The 21,534-nt window shown below is 66.8% G+C and carries 15 protein-coding genes and 2 pseudogenes; 10 read left to right on the top strand and 7 right to left on the bottom strand.

Going from position 1 to position 21,534, the window contains the following annotated elements:
- Positions 1 to 175 precede the first annotated feature (175 nt).
- The 5 genes and pseudogenes from OHS81_RS03615 to OHS81_RS03595 all read left to right on the top strand — a co-directional run.
- Positions 176 to 1,048 (top strand): aldo/keto reductase, encoded by an 873-nt coding sequence (locus tag OHS81_RS03615; RefSeq protein WP_328382352.1) that lies wholly within the window; start codon positions 176 to 178, stop codon positions 1,046 to 1,048.
- A 315-nt stretch (positions 1,049 to 1,363) separates the two neighbouring features.
- Positions 1,364 to 1,637 (top strand): annotated as a pseudogene (locus OHS81_RS03610) (TerD family protein); the annotation flags it as partial.
- 48 nt (positions 1,638 to 1,685) lie between these two features.
- Entirely contained in the window at positions 1,686 to 2,834 is a 1,149-nt protein-coding gene (locus OHS81_RS03605) for a DUF475 domain-containing protein (RefSeq protein ID WP_328382350.1), read from the top strand.
- 404 nt (positions 2,835 to 3,238) lie between these two features.
- The gene (locus OHS81_RS03600) at positions 3,239 to 4,120 is read left to right on the top strand and encodes an LLM class F420-dependent oxidoreductase (protein WP_328382348.1); all 882 of its coding nucleotides are present in this window, start codon (positions 3,239 to 3,241) and stop codon (positions 4,118 to 4,120) included.
- Positions 4,121 to 4,255: 135 nt separating this feature from the next.
- Positions 4,256 to 4,876 (top strand): annotated as a pseudogene (locus tag OHS81_RS03595) (histidine phosphatase family protein); the annotation flags it as partial.
- Positions 4,877 to 4,922: 46 nt separating this feature from the next.
- Here OHS81_RS03595 and OHS81_RS03590 read toward each other — a convergent pair.
- The 4 genes from OHS81_RS03590 to OHS81_RS03575 all read right to left on the bottom strand — a co-directional run bounded on the left by OHS81_RS03590 (position 4,923) and on the right by OHS81_RS03575 (position 9,519).
- A complete protein-coding gene (locus OHS81_RS03590; RefSeq protein ID WP_328382346.1) occupies positions 4,923 to 6,284 on the bottom strand; it encodes an aldehyde dehydrogenase family protein in 1,362 nt (453 codons plus the stop codon).
- Entirely contained in the window at positions 6,284 to 7,342 is a 1,059-nt protein-coding gene (locus OHS81_RS03585; RefSeq protein WP_328382345.1) for an AMP-binding protein, read from the bottom strand. Before OHS81_RS03585 ends, OHS81_RS03590 begins: the two co-directional genes overlap by 1 nt.
- Positions 7,343 to 7,441: 99 nt before the next feature.
- Complete coding sequence (locus tag OHS81_RS03580; RefSeq protein ID WP_328382343.1) at positions 7,442 to 8,554, bottom strand: NAD(P)/FAD-dependent oxidoreductase; 1,113 nt, start codon at positions 8,552 to 8,554, stop codon at positions 7,442 to 7,444.
- A complete protein-coding gene (locus OHS81_RS03575; protein ID WP_328382341.1) occupies positions 8,551 to 9,519 on the bottom strand; it encodes a hypothetical protein in 969 nt (322 codons plus the stop codon). The genes OHS81_RS03580 and OHS81_RS03575 overlap by 4 nt, the downstream gene beginning before the upstream one ends.
- Positions 9,520 to 11,679: 2,160 nt before the next feature.
- Between OHS81_RS03575 and OHS81_RS03570 the strand changes: the two genes are divergently transcribed.
- The gene (locus OHS81_RS03570; RefSeq protein ID WP_328382339.1) at positions 11,680 to 12,261 is read left to right on the top strand and encodes a hypothetical protein; all 582 of its coding nucleotides are present in this window, start codon (positions 11,680 to 11,682) and stop codon (positions 12,259 to 12,261) included.
- A gap of 204 nt (positions 12,262 to 12,465) precedes the next feature.
- On the opposite strand, the gene OHS81_RS03565 is transcribed toward OHS81_RS03570, so the two are convergent.
- Entirely contained in the window at positions 12,466 to 13,458 is a 993-nt protein-coding gene (locus OHS81_RS03565) for a phospholipase (protein ID WP_328382337.1), read from the bottom strand.
- Between the two features lie 1,194 nt (positions 13,459 to 14,652).
- Between OHS81_RS03565 and OHS81_RS03560 the strand changes: the two genes are divergently transcribed.
- The 4 genes from OHS81_RS03560 to OHS81_RS03545 all read left to right on the top strand — a co-directional run bounded on the left by OHS81_RS03560 (position 14,653) and on the right by OHS81_RS03545 (position 18,291).
- Entirely contained in the window at positions 14,653 to 15,444 is a 792-nt protein-coding gene (locus OHS81_RS03560) for a helix-turn-helix domain-containing protein (protein ID WP_328382335.1), read from the top strand.
- Positions 15,445 to 15,661: 217 nt separating this feature from the next.
- Positions 15,662 to 16,807 carry a 4-hydroxybenzoate 3-monooxygenase gene (locus tag OHS81_RS03555; protein ID WP_328382333.1) on the top strand — a complete coding sequence of 382 codons (1,146 nt, stop codon included), beginning with the start codon at positions 15,662 to 15,664 and terminating at the stop codon, positions 16,805 to 16,807.
- 259 nt (positions 16,808 to 17,066) lie between these two features.
- Entirely contained in the window at positions 17,067 to 17,489 is a 423-nt protein-coding gene (locus OHS81_RS03550; protein WP_328382331.1) for a hypothetical protein, read from the top strand.
- Between the two features lie 298 nt (positions 17,490 to 17,787).
- A complete protein-coding gene (locus tag OHS81_RS03545; protein WP_328382329.1) occupies positions 17,788 to 18,291 on the top strand; it encodes a hypothetical protein in 504 nt (167 codons plus the stop codon).
- Positions 18,292 to 18,673: 382 nt separating this feature from the next.
- Here OHS81_RS03545 and OHS81_RS03540 read toward each other — a convergent pair whose 3' ends face one another.
- Together OHS81_RS03540 and OHS81_RS03535 are read right to left on the bottom strand one after the other, a co-directional pair.
- Positions 18,674 to 20,395: a PKD domain-containing protein gene (locus OHS81_RS03540; protein ID WP_328382327.1), complete on the bottom strand. Its 1,722-nt coding sequence runs from the start codon at positions 20,393 to 20,395 to the stop codon at positions 18,674 to 18,676.
- A 445-nt stretch (positions 20,396 to 20,840) separates the two neighbouring features.
- Positions 20,841 to 21,419 (bottom strand): TetR/AcrR family transcriptional regulator, encoded by a 579-nt coding sequence (locus OHS81_RS03535; RefSeq protein WP_328382326.1) that lies wholly within the window; start codon positions 21,417 to 21,419, stop codon positions 20,841 to 20,843.
- Positions 21,420 to 21,534 lie beyond the last annotated feature (115 nt).

Below are 21,534 nucleotides of genomic sequence, written 5' to 3'. Positions count from 1 at the left end.
CCGCACTTTCGCCACCATCACGCCCATGCCTCCCGCACTCCTCACACCCGTCAACCCATGCCCCCGCAGCAGGACATGGAGCCGCCCGGCAGACGGACTTCAAGACTCCACCTGACTGTCCCGCGGCTTCGGGGCACAGTTGGTACACAGATTCCAAGTGAAAGAAATGGATCACATGAGCCAACAGAACAGCTCCCGCCCCGCAGAAGCCTCCGGCTCCTTCGCCCTCGGCGGCGACCTGACCGTCAACCGCCTCGGCTACGGCGCCATGCAACTCACCGGACCCGGCATCTGGGGTGAGCCCAAGGACCCAGCCGAAGCCGTACGAGTGCTGCGCCGCGCCGTCGAGCTGGGCATCAACTTCATCGACACGGCCGATTCCTACGGCCCCTTCGTCAGCGAACGGCTCATCCGCGAGGCTCTGCACCCCTACGCCGACGACCTACTCATCGCCACCAAGGGCGGGCTGACCCGCTCCGGCCCCGACGACTGGCGACCTGTAGGCCGACCCGAGTACCTGCGCCAGCAGGCCGAGCTGAGCCTGCGCCACCTCGGCGTCGAACGGATCGGCCTCTACCAGCTGCATCGCATCGACGAGCAGGTGCCGCTCGCTGACCAGTTGGGCGAGCTCGTCCTGCTCCAGCAGGAAGGCAAAATCCACCACATCGGCGTCTCCGAAGTGACCGTCCAGCAGCTCAAGGAGGCCCGCACGATCACGGAGATCGCCTCCGTACAGAACCTCTTCAACCTCGCCAACCGCAGCGCCGAAGACGTCCTTGAGTACGCCGAGAGCGAGAACATCGCCTTCATTCCGTGGTTCCCCATAGCCACCGGCGAGCTCGCCCGCTCCGGCGGCCCGCTCGATGCCGCCGCCCAACGGCACGGCGCCAGCCCCTCCCAACTCGCCCTCGCCTGGCTACTGCACCGCTCCCCGGTCATGCTCCCCATCCCCGGCACCTCCCGGACCGCCCACCTGGAGGAAAACGCCGAGGCCGCCCGCATCACCCTCACCGACGATGAATTCGACGCCCTGGCTGCCGCAGTCTGACCCACCGGCACGACAAGGCCGGAGCGCCATGGGATGACTGGCGCGCCGTTGCCCCGCCGCAGCCGCTACCGACAACGGTCGGTCGACGAACCCACTGGGTAGATCACAAAGCCGCATGGGAGTCCTGGCTCGCCGTCAGGTGTTCCAGGGTGTGGATCAGGGCCCGATCAGCGGGAGGAGGCCCGGCAGCCGCCGCAGGCTGCGGGGCCTCCGTGCATTCGTCAGCCGCCGAGGGAGTGGGCTTCGATGCAGGCGACGGTGTCGTCCTTACGGACCCATCACCGCAGCGACTCCGCGGTGATGCCGAGGTCCCGCGACAAGATCATCTTCCCGGTCTCGATCCACGACGCCGACAACCGCGGGCAGACTTTCGGCCAAGTCGGCAACGGGTTCATCCACGTGGTGAACCAGGTCGACGGTCAGGAGCTCGCCCGCTGCGACCTCAGCGAAGAGGCGTCCACGGAGCCGGAAATGATCTTCGGTGAGGTCTGCCGGCATGGCGGCGAGTGGAGGTTCTGCGCCGTTGGCCCGGAATATGCGCCAGGGCTGCGAGGTAATCACTCTAGACTTCGCGGTCAAGGTTTCGTAAAGCCAGGTACGGCGCGGGTGAGGCCCGTACAAAACGATGGGGTAGCCAGTGCTTCTGAAAACGTTCGGCTGGTCGTTCGCGGTCACCGCGCTCGGCCTGGTCGCGGCGGTGTTATACGGGGGGTGGACCGGCTTCGGGATCGTGGCGATCCTGTCCATCCTCGAGATCTCGGTGTCCTTCGACAACGCCGTGGTCAACGCCGGGATCCTGAAGAAAATGAGTGCCTTCTGGCAGAAGATCTTCCTCACGATCGGCATCCTCATCGCCGTATTCGGCATGCGGCTGGTCTTCCCCGTCGTCATCGTGGCGATCAGTGCCAAGATCGGGCCCATCGAGGCCGTCGACCTGGCGATGACCGACAAGGACATGTACAAGCAGCTGGTGACCGACGCTCACCCGTCGATCGCCGCCTTCGGTGGCATGTTCCTGCTGATGATCTTCTTGGACTTCATCTTCGAGGACCGGGACATCAAGTGGCTCGGCTGGCTGGAGCGTCCGCTCGCCAAGCTCGGCAAGGTGGACATGCTGTCGGTCTGCCTTGCGCTGATCGTCCTGCTGGTCACCTCGATGACCTTCGCCGTCAACGCCCATCAGCACGGCGGCACACACGTCAACAAGGCCGAGACCGTACTGATCGCCGGCATCGCCGGTCTGATCACCTATCTGATCGTGGGCGGCCTCTCCGGCTTCTTCGAGAACAAGCTCGAGGAAGACGAGGAGCGCGAGCACGAAGCCGAGGAAGAGGCCAAGCGCACCGGCAAGAAGAAGACCGGCATGGCGATGGCCGGCAAGGCCGCGTTCTTTATGTTCCTCTACCTGGAGGTCCTGGACGCGTCGTTCTCCTTCGACGGCGTGATCGGCGCCTTCGCCGTCACCAACGACATCGTTCTGATGGCGCTCGGACTCGGCATCGGCGCGATGTACGTGCGTTCGCTGACGGTCTACCTGGTCCGTCAGGGAACCCTGGACGACTACGTCTATCTGGAGCACGGCGCGCACTACGCGATCGGCGCCCTCGCCGTGATCCTCCTGGTGACCATCCAGTACGAGATCCACGAGGTCATCACCGGCTCCGTCGGTGTCCTCCTGATCGCTTGGTCCTTCTTCTCGTCCGTGCGCCGCAACCGTGCGCCGGCGGCGGCCGAGGGAAAGGACACCGGGTCCCACGAGAAGGCTGAGGTCTCCTCCGGCGTCTGAGCCGGGCCGCCGGTGCGGGCCGCCGGGCCGCCGCCAGGCGGACGGTGTTCTCCGCGAAACTCCACCGGTGGCCGACCACCGCCCTGGGATGGTCGTCCAGGAAGGCGAAGAGATTCGAGACGTTTTCACGATCCCGGCACCCGGCACTACGGATGGCGTTCGGCGCCGTACCCACTGTTTGACTCAGCCTCAGGTGAATGACACCGGGAGTTCGAGAGCGCCCACCCGGGGGCAGTGAACCCGGTTTCACGCATATTTGACGCCAGGTCACATCTCGACCAGCCACAGGTGTCACGCACCGCAACCATGGCGCTGCCGAGAAGACCACAATGGATAACTGATGGAGATGATGTCGTTCCACCCAGCGGAATGACGGGAGAATCATCGCATGATATACAGGAATAATGCCTTTACAGCGCCCTTTCCGTTTCGGTGTCAACATGTTCGTTCCTGGATCGCGACGCGAGTGGATCGCGAGGTGCCGCAGAGCCGAGGAACTGGGTTTCGATGTAGTCGGAGTGGTCGATCATCTGGGGTCCTCCGCGCCGTTTCCAGCAGTGGTGCTCGCAGCCGAATCGACCGAACGGGTACGGCTGTCCACGTTCGTGTTGAACACACCGTTCTACAACCCCGCCCTTCTCGCGCGTGACGTGGCGAGCACCGACCAATTCGCCGACGGGCGTCTGGAACTCGGGCTCGGCGCCGGCTACGTGAAGGCCGAGTTCGACACCGCGGGGATACCGTTCCCCAGCGGCGGAAAGCGGGTTGAACAGCTGGAACGGACTGTCACCACGTTGCGCCGTCTGTTTGAGGACACGGACTATCAGCCGCGTCCAGCCCAACCATCAGGGCCACCACTGCTGATTGGGGGCTGGGGCGACCGGCTGCTGCGGCTGGCCGCCACGCACGCGGACATCATCGCCTTCACCGGAGGCTGGGCCAACACCACCGGTGATGTACTCCATCTGGCCGGAGTCGCGCAGATGGAAGAACGGGTCGCCTATGTGCGCGGCCTGCTCGGTGACCGCGCCGACGCTGTGGAGCTCAATATCCTGGTGCAGCAGGTGATTCCGCCCGCCGAACGCAGCGCGATACCTGACAGGTTCGATCCGCTGCTGCCCGACGCTGCGGACAGCCCCGAGGACCTGCCCAGCGTGTTGATGGGAACCCCGGCGGAGATGGCGCAACAAATCAAGGAACGCCGCGAACGCTACGGCTTCACCTATTTCACGGTCATGGAATACAACATGGAGAACTTCGCACCGGTCATAGCCGCACTGCGCTGAACTACACAATGCGCCACAATGCCGCCGACGACGGGGGCCAGGATCGAAAGGGGCGACCCGATGCGCATCGGCGCCGGAACCAGTCGTGGAACGGCCGGCGTGAATCCCGCGCTCGCCGACCAGGAAAGCCCCACGACCCTTATGCTGCTACGCCACGGTGAGACGGCATTGACACCGGAGAAACGGTTGTCCGGCAGCGGTGGCTCCGATCCGGCGTTGTCGGACGCCGGGCAACGGCAGGCCGAGGCCGCCGCGAGGGCGCTCGTGGCACGCGGCGCGGTGCAGGCGGTGGTGTCCTCACCACTGCGCCGGGCCCAGCAGACGGCCGGGACTGCGGCACGGCGGCTGGGCCTGGAAGTCCACGTCGACGAAGGGCTCACTGAGGCGGATTTCGGCGCCTGGGAGGGACTTACCTTCGCCGAGGTGGGCGAACGCCACCCGGACGAGCTGGCAGCGTGGCGCGCCTCCCCGGCGGCGGTGCCGGGCGGAACCGGGGAGACATTCACCGCGGTTGCGCGCCGGGCCGCGCTCTCTCGGGACCGGCTCCTGGCGCGGTACAAGGGACAGACGGTGTTGGTCGTTTCGCACGTCGGGGTGTTGCGGACGCTGGTTCGGCTGGCGCTGGGCGCACCGCCCGCGTCGCTGTTCCGGATGGAGCTGTCGGCTGCCTCTTTGTCGGCCGTGGCCTATTACGGGGAGGGGAATGCGTCGGTGCAATTGCTGAACGACACGTCGCACCTGGCGGACCACCGCTGACCTCGGAAGCCGGCGAGGGCGCTGCCCGGCACAGCGCCCTCGTGGGTCAGCGTCGAATCGTCTTGGTGCGCATGAGGAATTCAGCAAGGTAGCCGTCGTGCGGCAGTCCGTGTTCCATCCACGGTGTCGGATGGTCACCGACGTAGACGTTGGCGATGGTCGGCTCGGCCACCAATGCGTCGATCAGGTTCTCGTCGGTGGTGACGGCAGTGAGGACGAGGGTGTCGCGCAGCGGCCGGATCCCGGCGTCGCGGTCCCACGGTGCAACCCACGCACAGGGGAAGCCCAATTCCATCCCGAGCTGTTCGGCGAACGGGCTGTCGAGCTGGTGCACCGCCGGCCGGAGCACCGCGGAACCATCGCCGAGATCGTCGACGATACCGTCACCGCCGAGCCACGCCTTGGTGCCCGCTGCCCGCTGCCGCAGATACCCGTCCCACCGACGGGCGGGACCGACGGGCATCACGGGCAGGACGGCGCGTTCGTCCGTCACGGGCAGGCTGGGCAGCGCGGCGAGGCGTTCGGCGATCGCCTCGGCCACGGGGGAAGGGTCGCCCTCGACCAGTACGCCGGTGGCGTTGACGCAACCGACGCCCCCACCACTGCTGATCGACTCCACGAGGGTGTCGACGATCGGCTCCCACTCGGTTTCGGCAGTGATGAGTATCTTGGAGCGCCCGGGGCCCTGCGGCAGAATGCGTCCATCGCCCGCATATTTGCCCACGACATCCGCACCGCCGTACACCATTCCGAAGTCGGCGTGCCGGAGGATGTCGTCGGCCACGTTGTGGTCGGTGGGCAGCAATGCGATTCCCTCGTCGCCGAAACCGGCCTCGCGCAGGGCAGTCACCAGCCGATGCGGGGTGAACGGCTCACGACGGGAGGGGCGCACGGCAACGCGGTAGCCGAGCGCGAGAGCATCGAACCAACCCTGGTGCACCGCAGGGTGATTGCCCGCCGCATGGACGGCGAATACCTCACCGCGCCGGGTCCACACCGCTGCACCGCCCTGAGCCCGCGGATCGCGCCACGAGCCGACCGCAGCGGCCGGCCGCGCGTTCTCCAGGCTGTGGTGGATCCGCTCGGCGGCCCGCGCGATTTCGTCGGTGGCATTGCGCACCACCGTGATCGGTATCCCGGTGACCGCGCTGACGGTGTGCTGATATTCCTGCGCCGTCAGTCCCCCGATCGACTGCGTGGCGAAAGCCCGGCCCGCCTGTGCGAACGCCGCGATCCGTGCGTCGACGGGTAACGCCGGCGCTCGGCGCAGGGCCTTTATCGCGCGGGTGATGTAGAGCGAGGGTGCGAGACTCAGTGTCGCGACCGAGCTTCCGGCAAGATCCCGAATGGTCTCCTGGCGCCGGGACCGATAGGGGCCGCCGGGGCCGAGAACGTCCAGGGACAACATCAGTACACGCCCTCGATCACCTTCGTATCGCCGAAGGACGCCACGGGTGCGACGTCTGCTACCGCATCACCGAAGCCGCTGTCCACCGGTGCGATCCGGGTTGCGTAGTCCCGCTCGATGTTGTTGACCAGCAAGGCAGTTCGGCTCATGTGATGCACCACTATCTGCCCGCGCTCACCGTACGGAACAACCCGGCCGGTGTCGGGGTCGATCACCCGGAACGTGGTGTACGGGGCGAAGGAGTCGAAGACGCACGGCTCGTCGTCACCAAGGCCGGGTCGTTCCACCGATGTCCCCAACATCATCGTGCCGCCGTAGCCGCCGACGAACTTGGCGTTTCCGAACACCTCGTCGCGCAGCAGATCTCGGGTGTCGGCGTCCAGATGTGTACCACCCCAGATGATCGCGCGAACCTTCCGGTTCACCAGCTCGACCAGATCGTCGTGCTGCGCGAGGCGCTCCAGCATCGGCGGGGTGGCGAAGAGGACGCCCACATCCTGGCCGGCCAGAATGTAGCCGACCTGTTCGATGAGATGATCGGTGTAGGCGTCGGCCATGTCCGTCCGGCCCTGCGCGAGCAGCTTCTTCACCCATCGCGGGTCCAGATCGATGCTGAAGTTCAGCCCACCGCGAGCCATCGCCGCGTCGGCCGCCATCGCTCCGACATTGTGCGGCCCGCTGGGAACCGCACTGAGCCAGTCGACATTTCGAGGTACGCCGTGAGAATCCAGTCGCTCACTGAACCATTCGACGCTGCGCCGATGCCACTCCGCGGCGTACATCACTCGCTTGGGCTGCCCCGTGGTACCGCCGCTTTCGTAGACGGCCGCCCTGTGCTCGTCGCCGTAGCCAAGGGGAATCAGCTCACGGACGCCGACATCGCGCAGCTCGTCCACCACATTGGGAAACAAGCCGAGATCATCGAAATCCCGGACATCGGTCAGCGGATCAAAGTTGAGGGTCTCGGCCCGTTTCAGCCAGAACGGTGACCCGGTCTCCGGACTGAAGTGCCACTGCATCATCTCCCGAACGAACTCTCCGCCGGTGTGCTCGACCATGGATTTCCCTCTCGAAAGAATTGAACAATGCCAAGGAAACCGGCGCGCAACGTCGGCTCACCGTTCGCGCCCCGCTCTCCGCCGCACGCAAGCGCGTTCCTACCCGGTCTCGGCCGGACCACTGAGGCAGCGGGCGGTGGAGAGGCCGGCCGTGTCGATCCAGGATCTCCTGTCGAGCACGAGGTCTCGGATGATCTCTCCGGCGGCAGGTGCTTGGCACAGTCCCTGACCGGAGAATCCAGCCGCGTAGAAGAACGGGCGGGAGTGATCGCGGCCGATGAAAGCCATCCCGTCCGGACTGACATCGAGGTCTCCGCTCCACCCGTTCCCGAGGCCGTTGCCGGCTAGGGACGGGAAGGTCGTGCCGAGGTGGTGTGACACCCTTTGTAGCCAGGTCTGTCGGGTTTCGTCCGGAGCGGGGCGGCCCATCCCGACGAGGACGCGGTCTCCCCAGCTTCGAATCCGCAGGCTGGACGGGTGCATGGTCATCGGCAGAGCGTTGCGCGGGGCACTACCGGGGGTGTCGGTCAGCAGCATTTCGACGGGGTATGTGGTCACAGGAATGTGCACGTCGGCCATAGCGGCGACCGTTCCCGCCCAGGGGCCTGCCGCGCAGACGATGGTGTCGGCGCGGATGCTGCCCGCAGGTGTGTGGACCCGCCCGTCCGGGTCGATGCCGGTGACGGGTGTTTCCGTGCACAGAAGGGCGCCGGCCTGCTGTGCGGCTGTGGCATAGCCGCGCACGATCGCGGCGGGATCGCAGGCGTAGGCTTCGGGCGACCAGGCTGCCGCCAGGATGGTTCGCTCGTCGACCAGCGGGTTGAGCCGCGCCGCTTCAGCAGCGGTCACGAGTTCGACGTCCACTCCAGCTGCCTGCTGGGCAGCTTGGGTATCCCGGAAGTCCTGCACCTGGTGTTCGTCGGTGAACAGCACGAGGAGGCCGATACGCTTCAAGCCGAGGTCGGTTCCGGTCCGTTCGGTGAAGGCGTGGTAAGCCGCCAGGCTCCGGACGGCAAGGCTGCTGATGAGAGGGTTGCCGGGAAAGTAGGTACGGACAACGCCCGCAGTGGTCCCGGACGATCCCGATCCGAGCGCGCCACGCTCCAGCAGGACGGTACCGACGCCTGCTTCGGCTAGCCGGCACGCTATTGAGTTGCCGATGACGCCCCCGCCGATGACGACGGCGTCCGTGCGTTCGGGCAGTTGGCTCACGACTGGCGGACCAATGCATCGGGGCGCAGTTGGCGCAGGTGATCTGCGGTGTCCCACGGGTACAGGTGCAGATTCCAACCGCCCAAACAGTTGACGTAGAGGGCCAGCTGGCTCACCACACTCAGGAAATCGTCGCGATCGAGCTGGTCGAGGCAGGTCAGGAAGCGCTGGGTGAAGCTCCAAAGCTGCTCCAGGCCGCAGTAGCCCAGGAACTCGGCCGGAAGACCGACCAGCAGGCGCGTCATGTGACGCAATGAATCCATCGGCATGTCCTGGACCGCGGCCCGGACCAGACCACCGTAGGTGGCATACCCCAGCGGGCGGGTCTCACCGTTGACGAACAACAGTGTGGGCAACACCGTCTCAAAACTGCCTGCCCCGGAAGGGATCACCCCTTCGTGGAGATCAACGAGCTCCTGTGGTCCGGACAGCCAAGCACGCTCGGTCGCGGTGTACACGTCGTGGATGAGACGATTCGCGTCGGGATCTGAGGCGGTCAATTGCGGAATACGGTGGCCGCCTTCTGTTCCCGCCTTGCGGACCTCCGCCAGGATCGGCTTCTTCGTCGAATAGACCGAATCCCAGATCGCCTGCCCGGCCTCCAGTAGTGCGGGCATATCTTCCTGCCGGATCCGGCCCACCGGGGATGCCGGCATCGGTTCGGTTAACGCGCCGTACTTGATGCCTAAATGCTGTAGCGCGGAGCAGAATACGGTCCCATCGGGCGCCTCGCGTCGATCTGCGATCCGCGTGGACGCGGACAGATGCAGAAGCGACGGGATCGGTGCCGCGTGATAGAGATGCTGCCCCGCCACCAGCGCGTGTCCCTGCAGGCTCTGGTAGGGCAACGCCTCCCACAGTGCGTCGGCAAGTTCAGTGTTGCGGCCGTCGAGTTCCGCGGTCACGGTGATACCCAGGTCGGGCCAGGCTATCTCGACATGGCGACCGGAAAATGTTTCAGTCAAGGCTTTCCCCTTCGTTCGGTGAGATGTCGTGGCTGCTATTTCTCTGCGATAGAGTCACGGACGGAGTCGGTTTCCTGCGTCATCATGGCGACCATCTGGTTGGGTGTGTTCAATCCGCGCACCTCGGCTGACGGCAATGGGAGGGCCGCTACCGGGTCGCCGGCGATGACCAAATAGGGTTCAGGTTCAGTGAGCAGATCTCAGTTGCGTCCGTGCGAGTGAGCGCTGTTGCTGGTTGACGGCGAGGAACGCGTGCAGCAGGGCGGTGACCCGTCCGGGGCTGATACGGATCTTGCACAGCACGCGCCAGTTCTTGAGCTGGGCGAAGGGCGGCTCTGCGGGGGCTCGCAGGCGTGCAAGGGCGGTGGTGGCCGGCTTCTCCCCGCCATGGGGGCTTTCCCTCGGGGTGCTTGACCGGGGTGTGGACGGTGCCGTCGGCGCCTTGGTCGCCGGAGTCGACGATGATCTCCACGTCCTGCTCGGCGGCGGACTCGATGATGCCGTCGGCGCTGGCAGCGGTCAGGTCGTACGCGGACCGGCCCGGGCCTCGCCGAGGAGGACCAGTTCCCCTCGGTGAGGGTCAGCGCCTGCACGTTCATGCCGTGTTCGCGGTGTTTGGCCTGGTAGAGCGGATCCGGGTGGGCTTCGGTGGCCGGGCTGGTTGCAGCGCCAGGCGGACATCAGGGCGCCGTCCCGCAGCAGGCGCCCTCTTTCCCGCAGGCGGCGAGGGCGTCGGCCAGGCCGTGGGTGGCGCGGCGAGGGTATCGATGCCCTGGTTGACGTAGCGGCGGGCGGTCTCGGTGGCCGATCCTGAAGTGGCATCCGAGCTGTTCAAAGGTGTCGCTCTTGGCGAGGAAGGCCAGCAGCACGAGCGCCTGGCCCCACGGCGCCAGGGCCCGCCGGATACCGCCCGCGTCACCCCTTCGGGCGGCGGTCAGGTTCTCTCGTCAGGAAACCAGGCTGGAGGGTACAACGAGCGTGGCGCGATAGGTGGGCGCCGGCGAAGCGTCTTGTGTTGCACGGTAGTTGACTCTCCATGCGACATCGAGGGGCTTCGTTGCGTTATGGGTCCTGTCCTCATTCGAACCGGGCACGATGAGATTCGCTCAGTCACATGCCGGGAATTCATCTGGCCAGCGACACGCTTCATTAGCCATTTACGCCGCCCGGGAATGGGTGTGAATTTTTCTGGTCTTGCATAAAGGGCGGGCTCTGCGCAATTTTTAGCAAAATCCTCGCGAATGATATCGCGCATATCGGCATCGCAAGTCACGTCGAGATGCCCATACGTGAGATTGTCTGGGCGTATCTTTACGTGATCCCCTCTCCGATGCGTCGAGGGAGGAGTGGCGAATTCAGCGCCTACACGGTGATGAACGAGCTCCCTGGTGAAACCGTGTACCCCATGGAGATAAGTCTCGTTATGGATATGTCCACTGACGGTAACTGGATCGCTGGCTTGCAACTTCCAATCGAATCGGCCTAATCGGCCTAATCGGCCTAATCGGTCTAACAAGGATCCCTCCGAGGTCTACCGAGGTTTACCGAGGTCTTGCTAAACGATCTCTCAATTAGAGAATACATGCCAGGATCAACTGGTCAACCCTTCGCATCGGATTCGGCCCAAAGGCCCATGTAGCGCCGGCGGATGTGTGGAAGCCGTCCGGCAGGCCGATGCCGGTAACCGGGTCGGTGCACTCCGGTAAAGCGGGACCAGTACGTGCGGCGGCCGGCGCCGCTGCCTCGTGGCCTCCAGCGCCTTTCGATCAGGGGCGTATGCAGGTGGCTGAGTTGTCCTGGCACCAACCGCCGGGCGGGTGGTCCATCTCGTGGAGGCCATGCGTCAACCCGATGAGGACGGCGGCAGAAAACACGAGGCAGGCTCCCAGTCCGACCCAGAGGGCGATCTTCTTGACCCGACGACGGCCGACGGTCCTGGAAGCACGCCTCGGCGGCTCGGGAGGGGATGCCTTCGGAGCGTTCGTGTCGTGAGGACGCCTGCCGGTGTGGCGGCCGACGTAGCGGGGGCTCATACCGTGGTCCGCATCTGGCCAGAGCTGCCTTTCGCGTCGAAGTCACGTGGCAGGCCTGTGGAGTTGAGGCGTGCGAAGTCGGCTTGTTCCAGCTCCATCTTGAAGGGCCTCTGAAGGCTGCCCGAGTATGGCGGTGCTCGCTGGGGACTCCCCAGTCGTCACGCTGGTGCACCTCGATGTGCTACGTGACCTGGTCCCCGTGCTTCTCGCCGACGGTCCGGAGCCGGAAGTGGTTGAGTGTAGTCATGCCGGCCCCGATCAACGCACGTTGGTGTCCCTGTTCGGCCAGCTGAAGGCAGCGGGCCGTTACGGCACCGATCGCCTGGGGCAGGAGGCCAGTTGTCGCGGCTGCAGGAGGCCGCGGTTCAGTCCGCCGACAGGAGGTCCGGTGACTCATGATGAGGCGCTCAAGGAACTGAGCCGTCTCGCGCATGAGCGAGCGTCCGGCGGATACATCGGGTCTGACACGCTCATTCAGGCCGGTCTGGACGCACTGCTTGCAGGGGTCGAGAGTGAGCCCCTTGCGGTGCCGGCCGGTCTCGGGCGCAGCCTCGGGTACCCCGACGAGCTGCATTCGCTCGTCGTGTGTGCGTACAACCTCGACATGTGGGACGAGAACTGGGGAGTCCCCGTCGCAAAGCTCAAGAGTGAAGCGATCGAGGCAGCCGCACATTTCCTGAAGCGGCAATCGTCCTCCGGGCACGGCTGACTCCCGGCACGTGTCCATCAGTTGACGCGGCCCGACGCAATGAGGGGGCTGGGTATCCCCTGTACTGCCGCATGCTCAGGAGCAGGAACGGCATCACCCGCGCCCAGCCGTGACCGTGGGCCGCCGCGTACGACTCGGTCCCCGGCGGTCCGGGCGGCGACGGCGCTGACAGGAACCGGGGCCGGGCGGGGGGAGATCGGGGCGTCAGCTGCCGAAGGGGATGTCCCGAGGGGTGGCCATCCGGCGGGTGTCCGGGTGGGCCTTCACGTAGTCCGTGATGTACGAGAGCGACTCCCGCACCGCGCTGTCGTCCGTGCCGCAGCCCTTCGGGCCGCTGACGCCGTCCGGGTAGCACGACATCCGGTTGCCGTAGATCAGGCTGTCCACGGCGGCACTCCCGTCGGAGGAGTCGAGCAGGGTGGCGGCATGCTCCTTGTCGCCCTTGCCCACCGTCCAGCCGACGGTCTGCGCGAGCCTTCCGGCGTCCCGGGCCTGCCCGCCGGCCTTCAGCTCCTCCCGGATGCTGCCGAACTTCAAGGCCATGTTGAACAGCCCGTTGTCCATCACGCGCTGGTTGCCGGGGACGTTCGGCCCGTGCTTGGCGAAGCCGTCCCGGACCTGTGCGTAAGCGCCGCTGAAGCTGACCGCCTCCTTGGAGTTCAGGTCACTGAGGGCGTTCTTCCAGCCGCTGCCGCCCTCCTTGCCGTAGAAGCCGTAGAGCACCCGGATGCCCCTGCTCTCCAGCTTCTCGCGCGCCATGTCGCGCAGCCCGGCCACGGAGCAGTGGCGCCACTCGGGGTCGCTGCCGTCGCACCAGTCGGGGTTCTTCATGTCCAGCCAGACGAAGGAGACCTGACGTCCGTTCTCATGCTCCTTCGCCACCTGGTCGAACATGGCCGACATGGTGTCCCCGTAGCTGGTGGGAGTGCCGTCGTGGTCGGCCCACCAACCCTTGCGCCAGGCCGTTGCGTCCATCTCCAGCGCGTTGGCCCCGTTCTTGAGCGCTGTGGTCACCCCGCCCGTGGTCAGCACCCGGTGGGCGATGGCCCAGGTGGGGTGCTGCTCGGTGGTGCTGGGCGCGGTGTCGGAGGACTCGCCCTCCGGTGCGGCCATTGCGGCTCCGGTGCCCAGGGTGGCTGCGGAGGCGACCAGAGCCAGCGGCAGCAGTATGGCGCGAAGCCGGCGTGGGGAGGCCATGAGGACGGTCCTTTCCGTTGTACGGGCTGCGTGTGGTGGCAGCCTGTGTGCCGTGTGGTGGCTGTCCGCCCTGCAGACAGACGGCGGGCCAACTGCCCGCCACTGCAGCACTGTACGCTAAGTTACCCATGAGTAAACAGGCTGCGATCCGTACACGGCCGCCGAAGTGACACCGTCAAGACGGGCTTGCCCTGGCCTTCCGCACCAAGACGCTCGCGTCCTTCTCGCGTCCTTCGGCGCGGCCGTCGGGGCAGGCCGGTCTCGCGGCCTGGCCGGTGAGCCGGCCATGGCCGCAGTCGGCGCCGTGCTGGTGTTCTTCCCGCGTCCCGGGGTGTCCGGACCGGCGCAGCATCTGCACCACGGCCGCGTTCCCGGCCGTATGCTGCACGGCGAGCAGGGCATGGGGCGGCCCGGAGGCTCGCACCGCTGGTGTGCGGGCTGTGGCGGCGTCAGCCCGGTTCGAGGCTCGGTCGGTCGCGTGGGCCTGCACAGAGGTTCCATTCGGTACAGAGGTCGGAGCCCTCCCGGAATACCCCGGGCGCGCCGCAGGCTGCCAGGTGCCGCCGGGCACAGTCCCCTGCCCAAACGGGCACGTTCGGTTCCCGCCCATCGGCCTCGGGGGCGGAAGTCGTCACGAGACTCCTGATCCTGTATGGCGCGTCGGTCTGATCGGGGGCGGTCGCCGCGTGGCTCGGTTGCCGAAGCCGACGATCCGCGGGGTATCCGACCTGCCGTCCGGTCCGCGCCTGCATCACCGGCTCTGCCGGTACGGCTGCCCGGCTGCTGTGTGTGGTGTCGTCATGCCCGGGAGGCGGGCGCCGTCGAGGTCTGTGACCGGGGCGTGGTGAGGGCTCTGCCGCAACTGGCAGCTCGCCAACTCGACTTCGGACCAGCACTCGCGAGGCCGAGGTATGGGGCGGTGCGAGCGGTCCCTCAGGCCAACCCGGCAGCCCTCTCGGAACCGCCGCAGCCAAGTGTGCAGCGACTGTCGGTATGCGCCATACCGACAGGGAAGGCCGTGACAGCGTTGAAACGCGCAAACGCGCAAACGCGCAAACGCGCAAACGCGCAAACGCGCAAACGCGCAAACGCGCTGGTCAGGGCCTTCAGGCTCAGTGCTCCATGATGTTGATCGCCAGCCTGCCCCCGTGCCGTCTCCTTGTACTTGACGTGCACGTGATGCACCTTCAGCTGATGCTGAAGACCTGCCAGCCCCCTCCGGAGCCCTCGGAACCGCAGCCCATGGCCCGCGGCGCTGGGTGGCTGCCGCACGGCTACCATCTCGACTCCCATACCCATGACCAGGGTCAGCTCGTCTACGCAGCTGCCGGGACACTGGCCACCACGACCGAGCGCGGAACCTGGGTCGCCCCGGCCAACCGCGTGACGTGGACGCCACCCGGTTTCGCCCACTCCCATCGCTTCTACGGCCGCACCGACGCCCGTCTCCTGACCATCCCGGTCGACCTGTGCGGCGAACTCGTGGATTACCCCAGTGTGTTCGCCGTCAGTCCACTGCTGCGCGAGGCCTTCTTGGCGCTCACCGGCGAGCGGACAGAGGTCCGCCCCGGCGCCCACAGGCGCCTGCTCGCCGTGGTGGTCGACGAGCTCTGCGACACTCCCGAGCAATCGCTGCACCTGCCCGAATCCAGCGACGACCGGCTGCGCACCGTCACCGACCTCCTGCACGCCGATCCTGCGCGGCCTGCGACTCTGGCCGAGCTGGGACGCGCTGCGGGAGCCAGCGAACGCACCCTGAGCCGCCTGTTCCACACCGAACTCGGCATGAGTTTCCACCGGTGGCGCACCACCCTTCGCATCCAACACGCCCTGGGCCACCTCACCAACGGCATGTCGGTCACCGATACAGCGATGGCATGCGGGTGGTCGAACCCCTCCAGCTTCATCGACGCCTTCAACTCGGTCGTCGGCCAGACCCCGGGGAGCTACCAGGCAGATCTACGAACCAGCCCCGCGCTTCCGTAACGGCAGGAGTCACCGGCGACGCGTCACCGGTGGACTCGCGGCGTGCATCGGAGTGCGACAGGTTGGCGGGTTTGCGGCACTGGCTGTCCATTTACCGGTTGGGTGCCCCTGTGGTCGCGTCTCACAGTGGTGGTCAGTACGCCACACCATCTAGGCGGCACAGTCGCTCACGCTCAGGCGCGTTTGACCTCGCCGTCTGCGAGGAGCCCGAAAACACATGACCCACACCGGCAAGAATGCAACCGTCGTCATCGTGGGAGGCGGGGTCGCCGGACTGGCACTCGGCAACTTCCTTCTGCGTAAGGGAATTTCCTGCATCGTCCTGGAAAGACACAGTCGTGACTACGTGGAGCAGCGGCAGAGGGCCGGGGCTCTCGACGCCGGTGGGGTCCGCCGGCTGCACGAGTGGGGGCTGGCCGAGGTCGTCGAGGGCCACAGCCAAGGTGACCCCGATTCGGGTATGCCGCTGCTGATCGAGGGAGAAATGCGGTGGTGGAAGATGAATGACGATTCGGAGGATGTCGACGGCGCGTTCTGCCCGCAGCAGATCCTCGTCCAGAACCTCATCAAGGTCTTCCTCCGCGACGGTGGCGATCTGCGCTTCGGAGCCGAAGACGTTTCCCTGCATGACATCGACACCGCGAACCCTGTGGTGCGCTACCGGGACGCCGCCGGCTCGACCAAGACCGTCAGCTGTGACTTCGTCGCCGGCAGTGACGGCTTCCGTGGCGTCAGCCGGACGGCCATCCCCGATGACATCCTCGTCTGCTCCACCCACGAGTTCGGGTACGCCTGGCTCACCGTCATGACCGAGGTGCCTGCGGATCCTCTGGCCGTGCTGGCAGTGCACTCCCGCGGCTTCGCCGCACAGATCACCCGCGGCCCGCACGCCAGTCGTCTCTACCTGCAGTGCCCGCTCACCGACACCATCGAGCAATGGCCGGACGACCGCATCTGGAACGAACTGGAAGCTCGTTTCGGCGAGCCCGTAACCCCCAAGGGGCCGATCACCAGCAAGCAGGTGGTGCCGCTCCGCGGAGTGGTGTTCAGCCCCATGAGCTACGGCACGCTCTACCTTCTCGGGGACGCGGCGCACCTCATCTCACCGATGAGCGCACAGGGGATGAGCCTCGCCCTCCACGACGCCGACGTGTTCGCCCGCGCAGTCATCCACCAGGTCGAGAACCACGATTCCGGTCTGCTCGACAGCTACTCCAACACCTGCCTGGACCACACGTGGCGGCAGCAGGCATCTGCAGTCTGGATGACCGAGGCAATGCACGACTCCGGTGACCCCTCCTACGAGGGGGAGTTCCGCAGGCAGATCGCCAGGAAGAATCTGGAAGGCTTGCTGGCGCGGTAGCAGACGACGCACTCTCTTGCTTGTTTGCGGTGCGATGCCGGAGCGCTCAGGGTAATGGGCTACCGCTCCCAAGAAGCCATTTGGCGGCCGTTGTTGGGATCAGATCCCGGTTAGCAGTCTATGTCGGGAATTTGTAACGGTGCCGGGCGAGAGGCAACGTGCGGGGCGGTCGGCTCATCTGGATAGTCGGCGAGGCGCACCGGGCGCCTTTGCGAAGGGGTGGGTCTTACCACATGGGGACCCATAGGAGGGGAAGTCCATGACCAGGACGAAGAAGACCGGAGTCAAGACGCGGGGCGGCCGTGTGGCGGTGATCGGTGCGCTGGGTCTGGCCTCAGTGGCTCTGGCCGCCGGGCCGGCGTTCGCGAAGGGCGGCGTGGACATCACGGCGCCGGGCACGGCGCAGGTCGGCAAGACCATCACGGTCAAGGCGAACGGCGGCGATGACAGCGCCGGCTACCTGCATCAGCTGTGCCTGGAGGAGAAGGGCTTCGGCGAAGGGTGGCACCAGGAGAATTGCAGCGCTGCGGTCGCGGGCGACGCGCAGGTCACTGCACACGGCACGTCCGCGCGCCGCGGCGACCTGCAGTTCCGTGCGGTGCTGTACGGCCTGACCAGCCCGCACGACCAGAATCCCGTGCGCTTGCACGCCTCTGACGTGGTGACGGTGCACGTCCGCTGATCCGGCAGCGCGGTCGTGGACAGCCGGCACGACCACTGTCCATGGCCGCGCACCGAGTCGCTTCTCGGAGAGCGCCCCGGCACCCTGGGTACCGGGGCGCGGTGCCGGCTGGCCCTGTACCCCGACTGACGGGACTCATGCCCTCCGCTCGGCAGGCCCAGGTGGTCCAGCGTCTCTTCGGCGTCGGTCCAGTACTCGCCGATCCGGTAATGCGCTTGGCCTCCTGTGACCTGGTAGGTGCCGTGGCCGGTGAAGTCTTCGTGCGCCCGCCGAGGGTCGCATTTCCCTGGGAGAGCCTGTGAGCAGCAGTAAACCGGCGTGGTCCGAGCGTGAGCTGCCGGCGTTCTTCCGGCGGTGGCGGACCGACTGGAGGGACGAGGAGCTCTCCCCGGACAACTACGTTGACTTCGAGGGCGGCCTGCGTGTCGTCCTGGCCGCGGCTTGGCTGTTCTGCCCCGAGACGGTCGACTACCGCGGCTGCGTATTCCTCAAGGAGAACTTCAGGCAAGGCATCGTCGACGACTGGTTCACGAATCTGGAGGGCGATCGGCGTCGTATCGAACTCGTCGTCAATCACGTTGAGTTGTGGGCCATGTTCAGCAACACCCCCTTGGCGGACAGCGATCAGCTCGGCGAGGAACTGCCGCAACTCGCGCTGGCTCTGGGGGAGTGCTGGCAGGGAGTCCTGTCCGCGCGCTACCCCGACCGGGAGATCACCGTCGAGGTGAGCGATGAGGAGGACGGCTCCTACGGGCCGACTGTGGCCTTCTGGACATCCCCGGCCGTCTCGGCCGCCGGCTAGTACGACAGGTTGCTTCCTTCAGTGAACTGCGTTGCATCAGCACGTGAGTTCGCGCCTGGGCTTCGCTGACCTGGGGCTCCGTCCCGGCTCGGACACGCGGCCCTCGTCCGGCAGGCAGGGGCAGCCGGTGCAGTCCCGTGCAGCCGGTGCAGTCCGGTGCTGTCCGGTGCAGTCCGGTGTGGAAGCCCACCTCACCGTTCTCTGCCTGCTCTGTCCACTCTGCCTGCTCTGCGCCAGGGCGGGATATGTCCCGCGGACATCCGGGTTCTCGAAGTGGTCGGGAGCGACGAGTGTGCCGGGGCCCACCGCGGCGCGGCCGTGCCAGGGGGCGGCCCGTGCGGCCCCCAGGCCGTGCCTGCGAGCCGCCCCCTGGACGGAGCCGTCAGTCCGCGGTGAGGGCCCCGGTGGCCTCTACCAGGACCTTCCTTCCGTCCTGGCCGGTCATCACGAGCCGTGGCAGCCAGGGCCCCTTACGGTCGTAGGCATGGGGGACGGCCGCTTCCCTCGTCTCCTGCTGTGTACCGTCGCCGAAGTACCAGTGGTAGTGGTATCCGGCGGCGGGCGGTTTTCCGTTCACCGTCACCGACATGCGCACCTCACTCCCGACGGGGGCGTTCTCCGGGACGTCCAGCTGCGCCCGGGGGCCCTGCCGGGGGAGGTGAAACCATGCGCGCACCCGCGGGTTGAGGAGAAAGGCGTCGGCGTACTGCCGGGCGCCCTCGATGTCGGGGTGGGCGACGGCCGCGGTCAGACACTGCGCCGGAGTCGGGCTGAGCTCGGGGCAGGCCCGCGTGCGCAGGGGGAACGCCGGGTCGCTCACCGGAGTGCCCCAGACCTTGGAGTCCCGGGCGAGAACGGCATTGTCCACGGTGAACAGTCCGTCGGCGGCGACCGCGTACGGGCCGTCCGCGGACGCCTTGTTGGCCGCGGACGCCGCTTGACGGTAGGCGGCATTGGCCAGTTGTGTGTACTGCTCGTAGCGCTCGGCCACCCTGCCGAGGGCTCCCCTGCAGGAAGTCAGCCGTGCCCCGGTGACTCCCGGAGTCGAGCAGGTTCGCACCGGGATCGGAGAACTGCTGCGGCTCAGCGCATAGTAGAAATCGGCCACGATCACCTTCGGCCGCCCCGGCAGGGAGTGGGCCTTCTCGATCGCCGCCTGCATCCCGCGTCCGCCGTATCCGACCTTCGCGCCGCTGAAGTAGGGAACATCCTTGGCCGGGTTCTCCGGTGCCGCGCCGATGCCGGAGCACTCGCGCTTCACCGCCTCGGGCACATTCTCCGAGCCGGGGGTGATGCCGACGCCGAGGCCGAAGAAGGGATCGAGGTCGTTGATGCACCCGTTGATCACGACCAGATCGAGACCGTAGCCGCCCGCCCGGGCCTGTGCGCCCGCCTTTTCCAATTGGCAGAACACATCCGGTGTCTGCCGGGTGACCTCGCCGAACTCCATCTCCCCGTCGCCGTCCGGATCCTGTTTCTCCGTCGTGCGCAGACAGGCCGCGTCGTCGTTGCCCGTGGGCAGGTCGGGTGCGTCGAGCACCGCGCCGGAGATCGAGTAGTCCATGTTCTGATGGCCCCGGCCGGTCTCCCGGCCGAGCAACTGCCCCGTCAGATAGGGAAACTTCTGGTCGTGGTCCAGGCCCTGCCCCCAGACCACGGAGTCACCGACGGATGCCACCCGCACCGGATCGCACCCCCGGCGCACCGTGTCCCGCCAGACCTTTCCGTAGGGTCCGGGGGCATGGCTCCCGGACGAGGCGGCGAGGCGGGCGTCGACCTGTAAAGCGGCCTCGGCTGCGGGCACCCGGTCGAAGGGGATGCTGAACTCTGCCGTGCCGACCGGGGCAGCCATGGCGAGGCGCCCGCCGGCCAGCTGCTTCTCACCGGCGCGAACGCGCCACTCCACGGTGGCTCCGGCCTTGGCCGCGGCGGGGTCGTAGACCTGCACCCGGCCGTGGACGGCTCCGCTGCACACCGGATTCGGCGTCAAGTCCACGTCGAGGACGAGGGGGAACGCCGACCCCGGCAGGGCGCTGGTCCGCGCCACGGCGGGCAGTCCGCCGAGGAGCTGGCCGAGGAGTACGGCGACCGCAGTGGCCACCATGAAACACCTTGACGACAAACGCTTCGCCGCGAAACCCCTCGCCGCGAAATGCCTCGCGACGAAACGCCTCACCGCGAGCGAGTGACGGACCGCTCCCGGCCCGCTGGGAACGGAATGCGCGCCGGTGTCCGCCCGTCTGGGCACAACCCACCGCCACCACGCTGATGTCACGCCAACTCCCTTGATATCGCTGCCATTTCGTTCCGTGCGGGATCGGCTGTACCCCGCACCGGTAGGGATGATGGCAGTCGGGAGACCGGTATGGACTGCGGACGGGGCGGCTGCTGAGTGAAAGTGATCACTTACCTGCAGTTACCGCCGCTGTGGCGCACGAGGCGGCGCCGGCGGCATGGCGCCTTTCGGGGACGGCGCCGCGGGCGGCAGTCGCGTCGGGTCGGGTGGCCTGGGGCGGCGGTACGGCTCGCGGCGGGTGGGTGCGCGTAGGTCACGCGCCGGGAGCGCCGGCCCGCAGTCCGTCCATGACCAGGTCCAGGAGTCGTCCGGCGCGTGACTGCGAGTCGCCGTGGGGGGCGATCTGCCAGAGGCCGGCGATGGCGAGCATGAAGTCGTCGGGGGTCACCCCCGGACGGATGGTGCCGGCCTCCTCGTTCGCCTGCAGCAGGAGGGTGATGGCCGAGGTGACGGGGCCGTGCCCCAGACCGGCCAGGGCATTCTGCTTGCTGGTGGCCCTGCGCATCGCGTCGGCCAGGCCGGCCTTGGCCATGGCGTACTGGGCGAGGCGGTCCATCCACTCCCGCAGGGCCTGGTCGGGTGTACGGGTCTCCAACAACTGGGTCGCGGTGTCGGCGACCTGCTGGACTTCGTAGCGGTAGACCTCCAGGACCAGTGACTCGCGGTTGGGGAAGTGGCGGTAGAAGGTTCCCTGTCCGACGCAGGCCTTCTTCGCAATGGAGCTCAGCGGGGCATCGGCCGACTGCGTCAGCTCCTCCAGCGCGACTTCCAGGATGCGTTCGCGATTCCGTTGCGCGTCCGAGCGCAGGGACGCGTCCTTTTTCTGCTGCACTCGTCCTCCTTCCGGAAATCAGCGAGGGCCGGCCTTGCTAACCGGACAGTTGTCCGGTACGTTGTGAACGTAATGGACAGTTGTCCGCTTAGGTCCACCATAGCGGCAGATGCGG

Origin of the sequence: Streptomyces sp. NBC_00400 (assembly GCF_036048035.1) — a bacterium.
GTDB lineage: Bacteria > Actinomycetota > Actinomycetes > Streptomycetales > Streptomycetaceae > Streptomyces.
Note: the sequence above shows the minus strand (reverse complement) of the source record. Positions and strands in the feature narration are given on the sequence as shown.

Excerpts from the sequence above, each read along its gene's own strand:
- OHS81_RS03615 (WP_328382352.1), top strand. The coding sequence starts at position 176 with ATGAGCCAACAGAACAGCTCCCGCCCCGCAGAAGCCTCCGGCTCCTTC.
- OHS81_RS03600 (WP_328382348.1), top strand. The coding sequence starts at position 3,239 with ATGCCTTTACAGCGCCCTTTCCGTTTCGGTGTCAACATGTTCGTTCCT.
- OHS81_RS03590 (WP_328382346.1), bottom strand. The coding sequence starts at position 6,284 with ATGTTGTCCCTGGACGTTCTCGGCCCCGGCGGCCCCTATCGGTCCCGG.
- OHS81_RS03585 (WP_328382345.1), bottom strand. The coding sequence starts at position 7,342 with ATGGTCGAGCACACCGGCGGAGAGTTCGTTCGGGAGATGATGCAGTGG.
- OHS81_RS03570 (WP_328382339.1), top strand. The coding sequence starts at position 11,680 with ATGGCGGTGCTCGCTGGGGACTCCCCAGTCGTCACGCTGGTGCACCTC.
- OHS81_RS03565 (WP_328382337.1), bottom strand. The coding sequence starts at position 13,458 with ATGGCCTCCCCACGCCGGCTTCGCGCCATACTGCTGCCGCTGGCTCTG.
- OHS81_RS03560 (WP_328382335.1), top strand. The coding sequence starts at position 14,653 with ATGCTGAAGACCTGCCAGCCCCCTCCGGAGCCCTCGGAACCGCAGCCC.
- OHS81_RS03555 (WP_328382333.1), top strand. The coding sequence starts at position 15,662 with ATGACCCACACCGGCAAGAATGCAACCGTCGTCATCGTGGGAGGCGGG.
- OHS81_RS03550 (WP_328382331.1), top strand. The coding sequence starts at position 17,067 with ATGACCAGGACGAAGAAGACCGGAGTCAAGACGCGGGGCGGCCGTGTG.
- OHS81_RS03540 (WP_328382327.1), bottom strand. The coding sequence starts at position 20,395 with ATGGTGGCCACTGCGGTCGCCGTACTCCTCGGCCAGCTCCTCGGCGGA.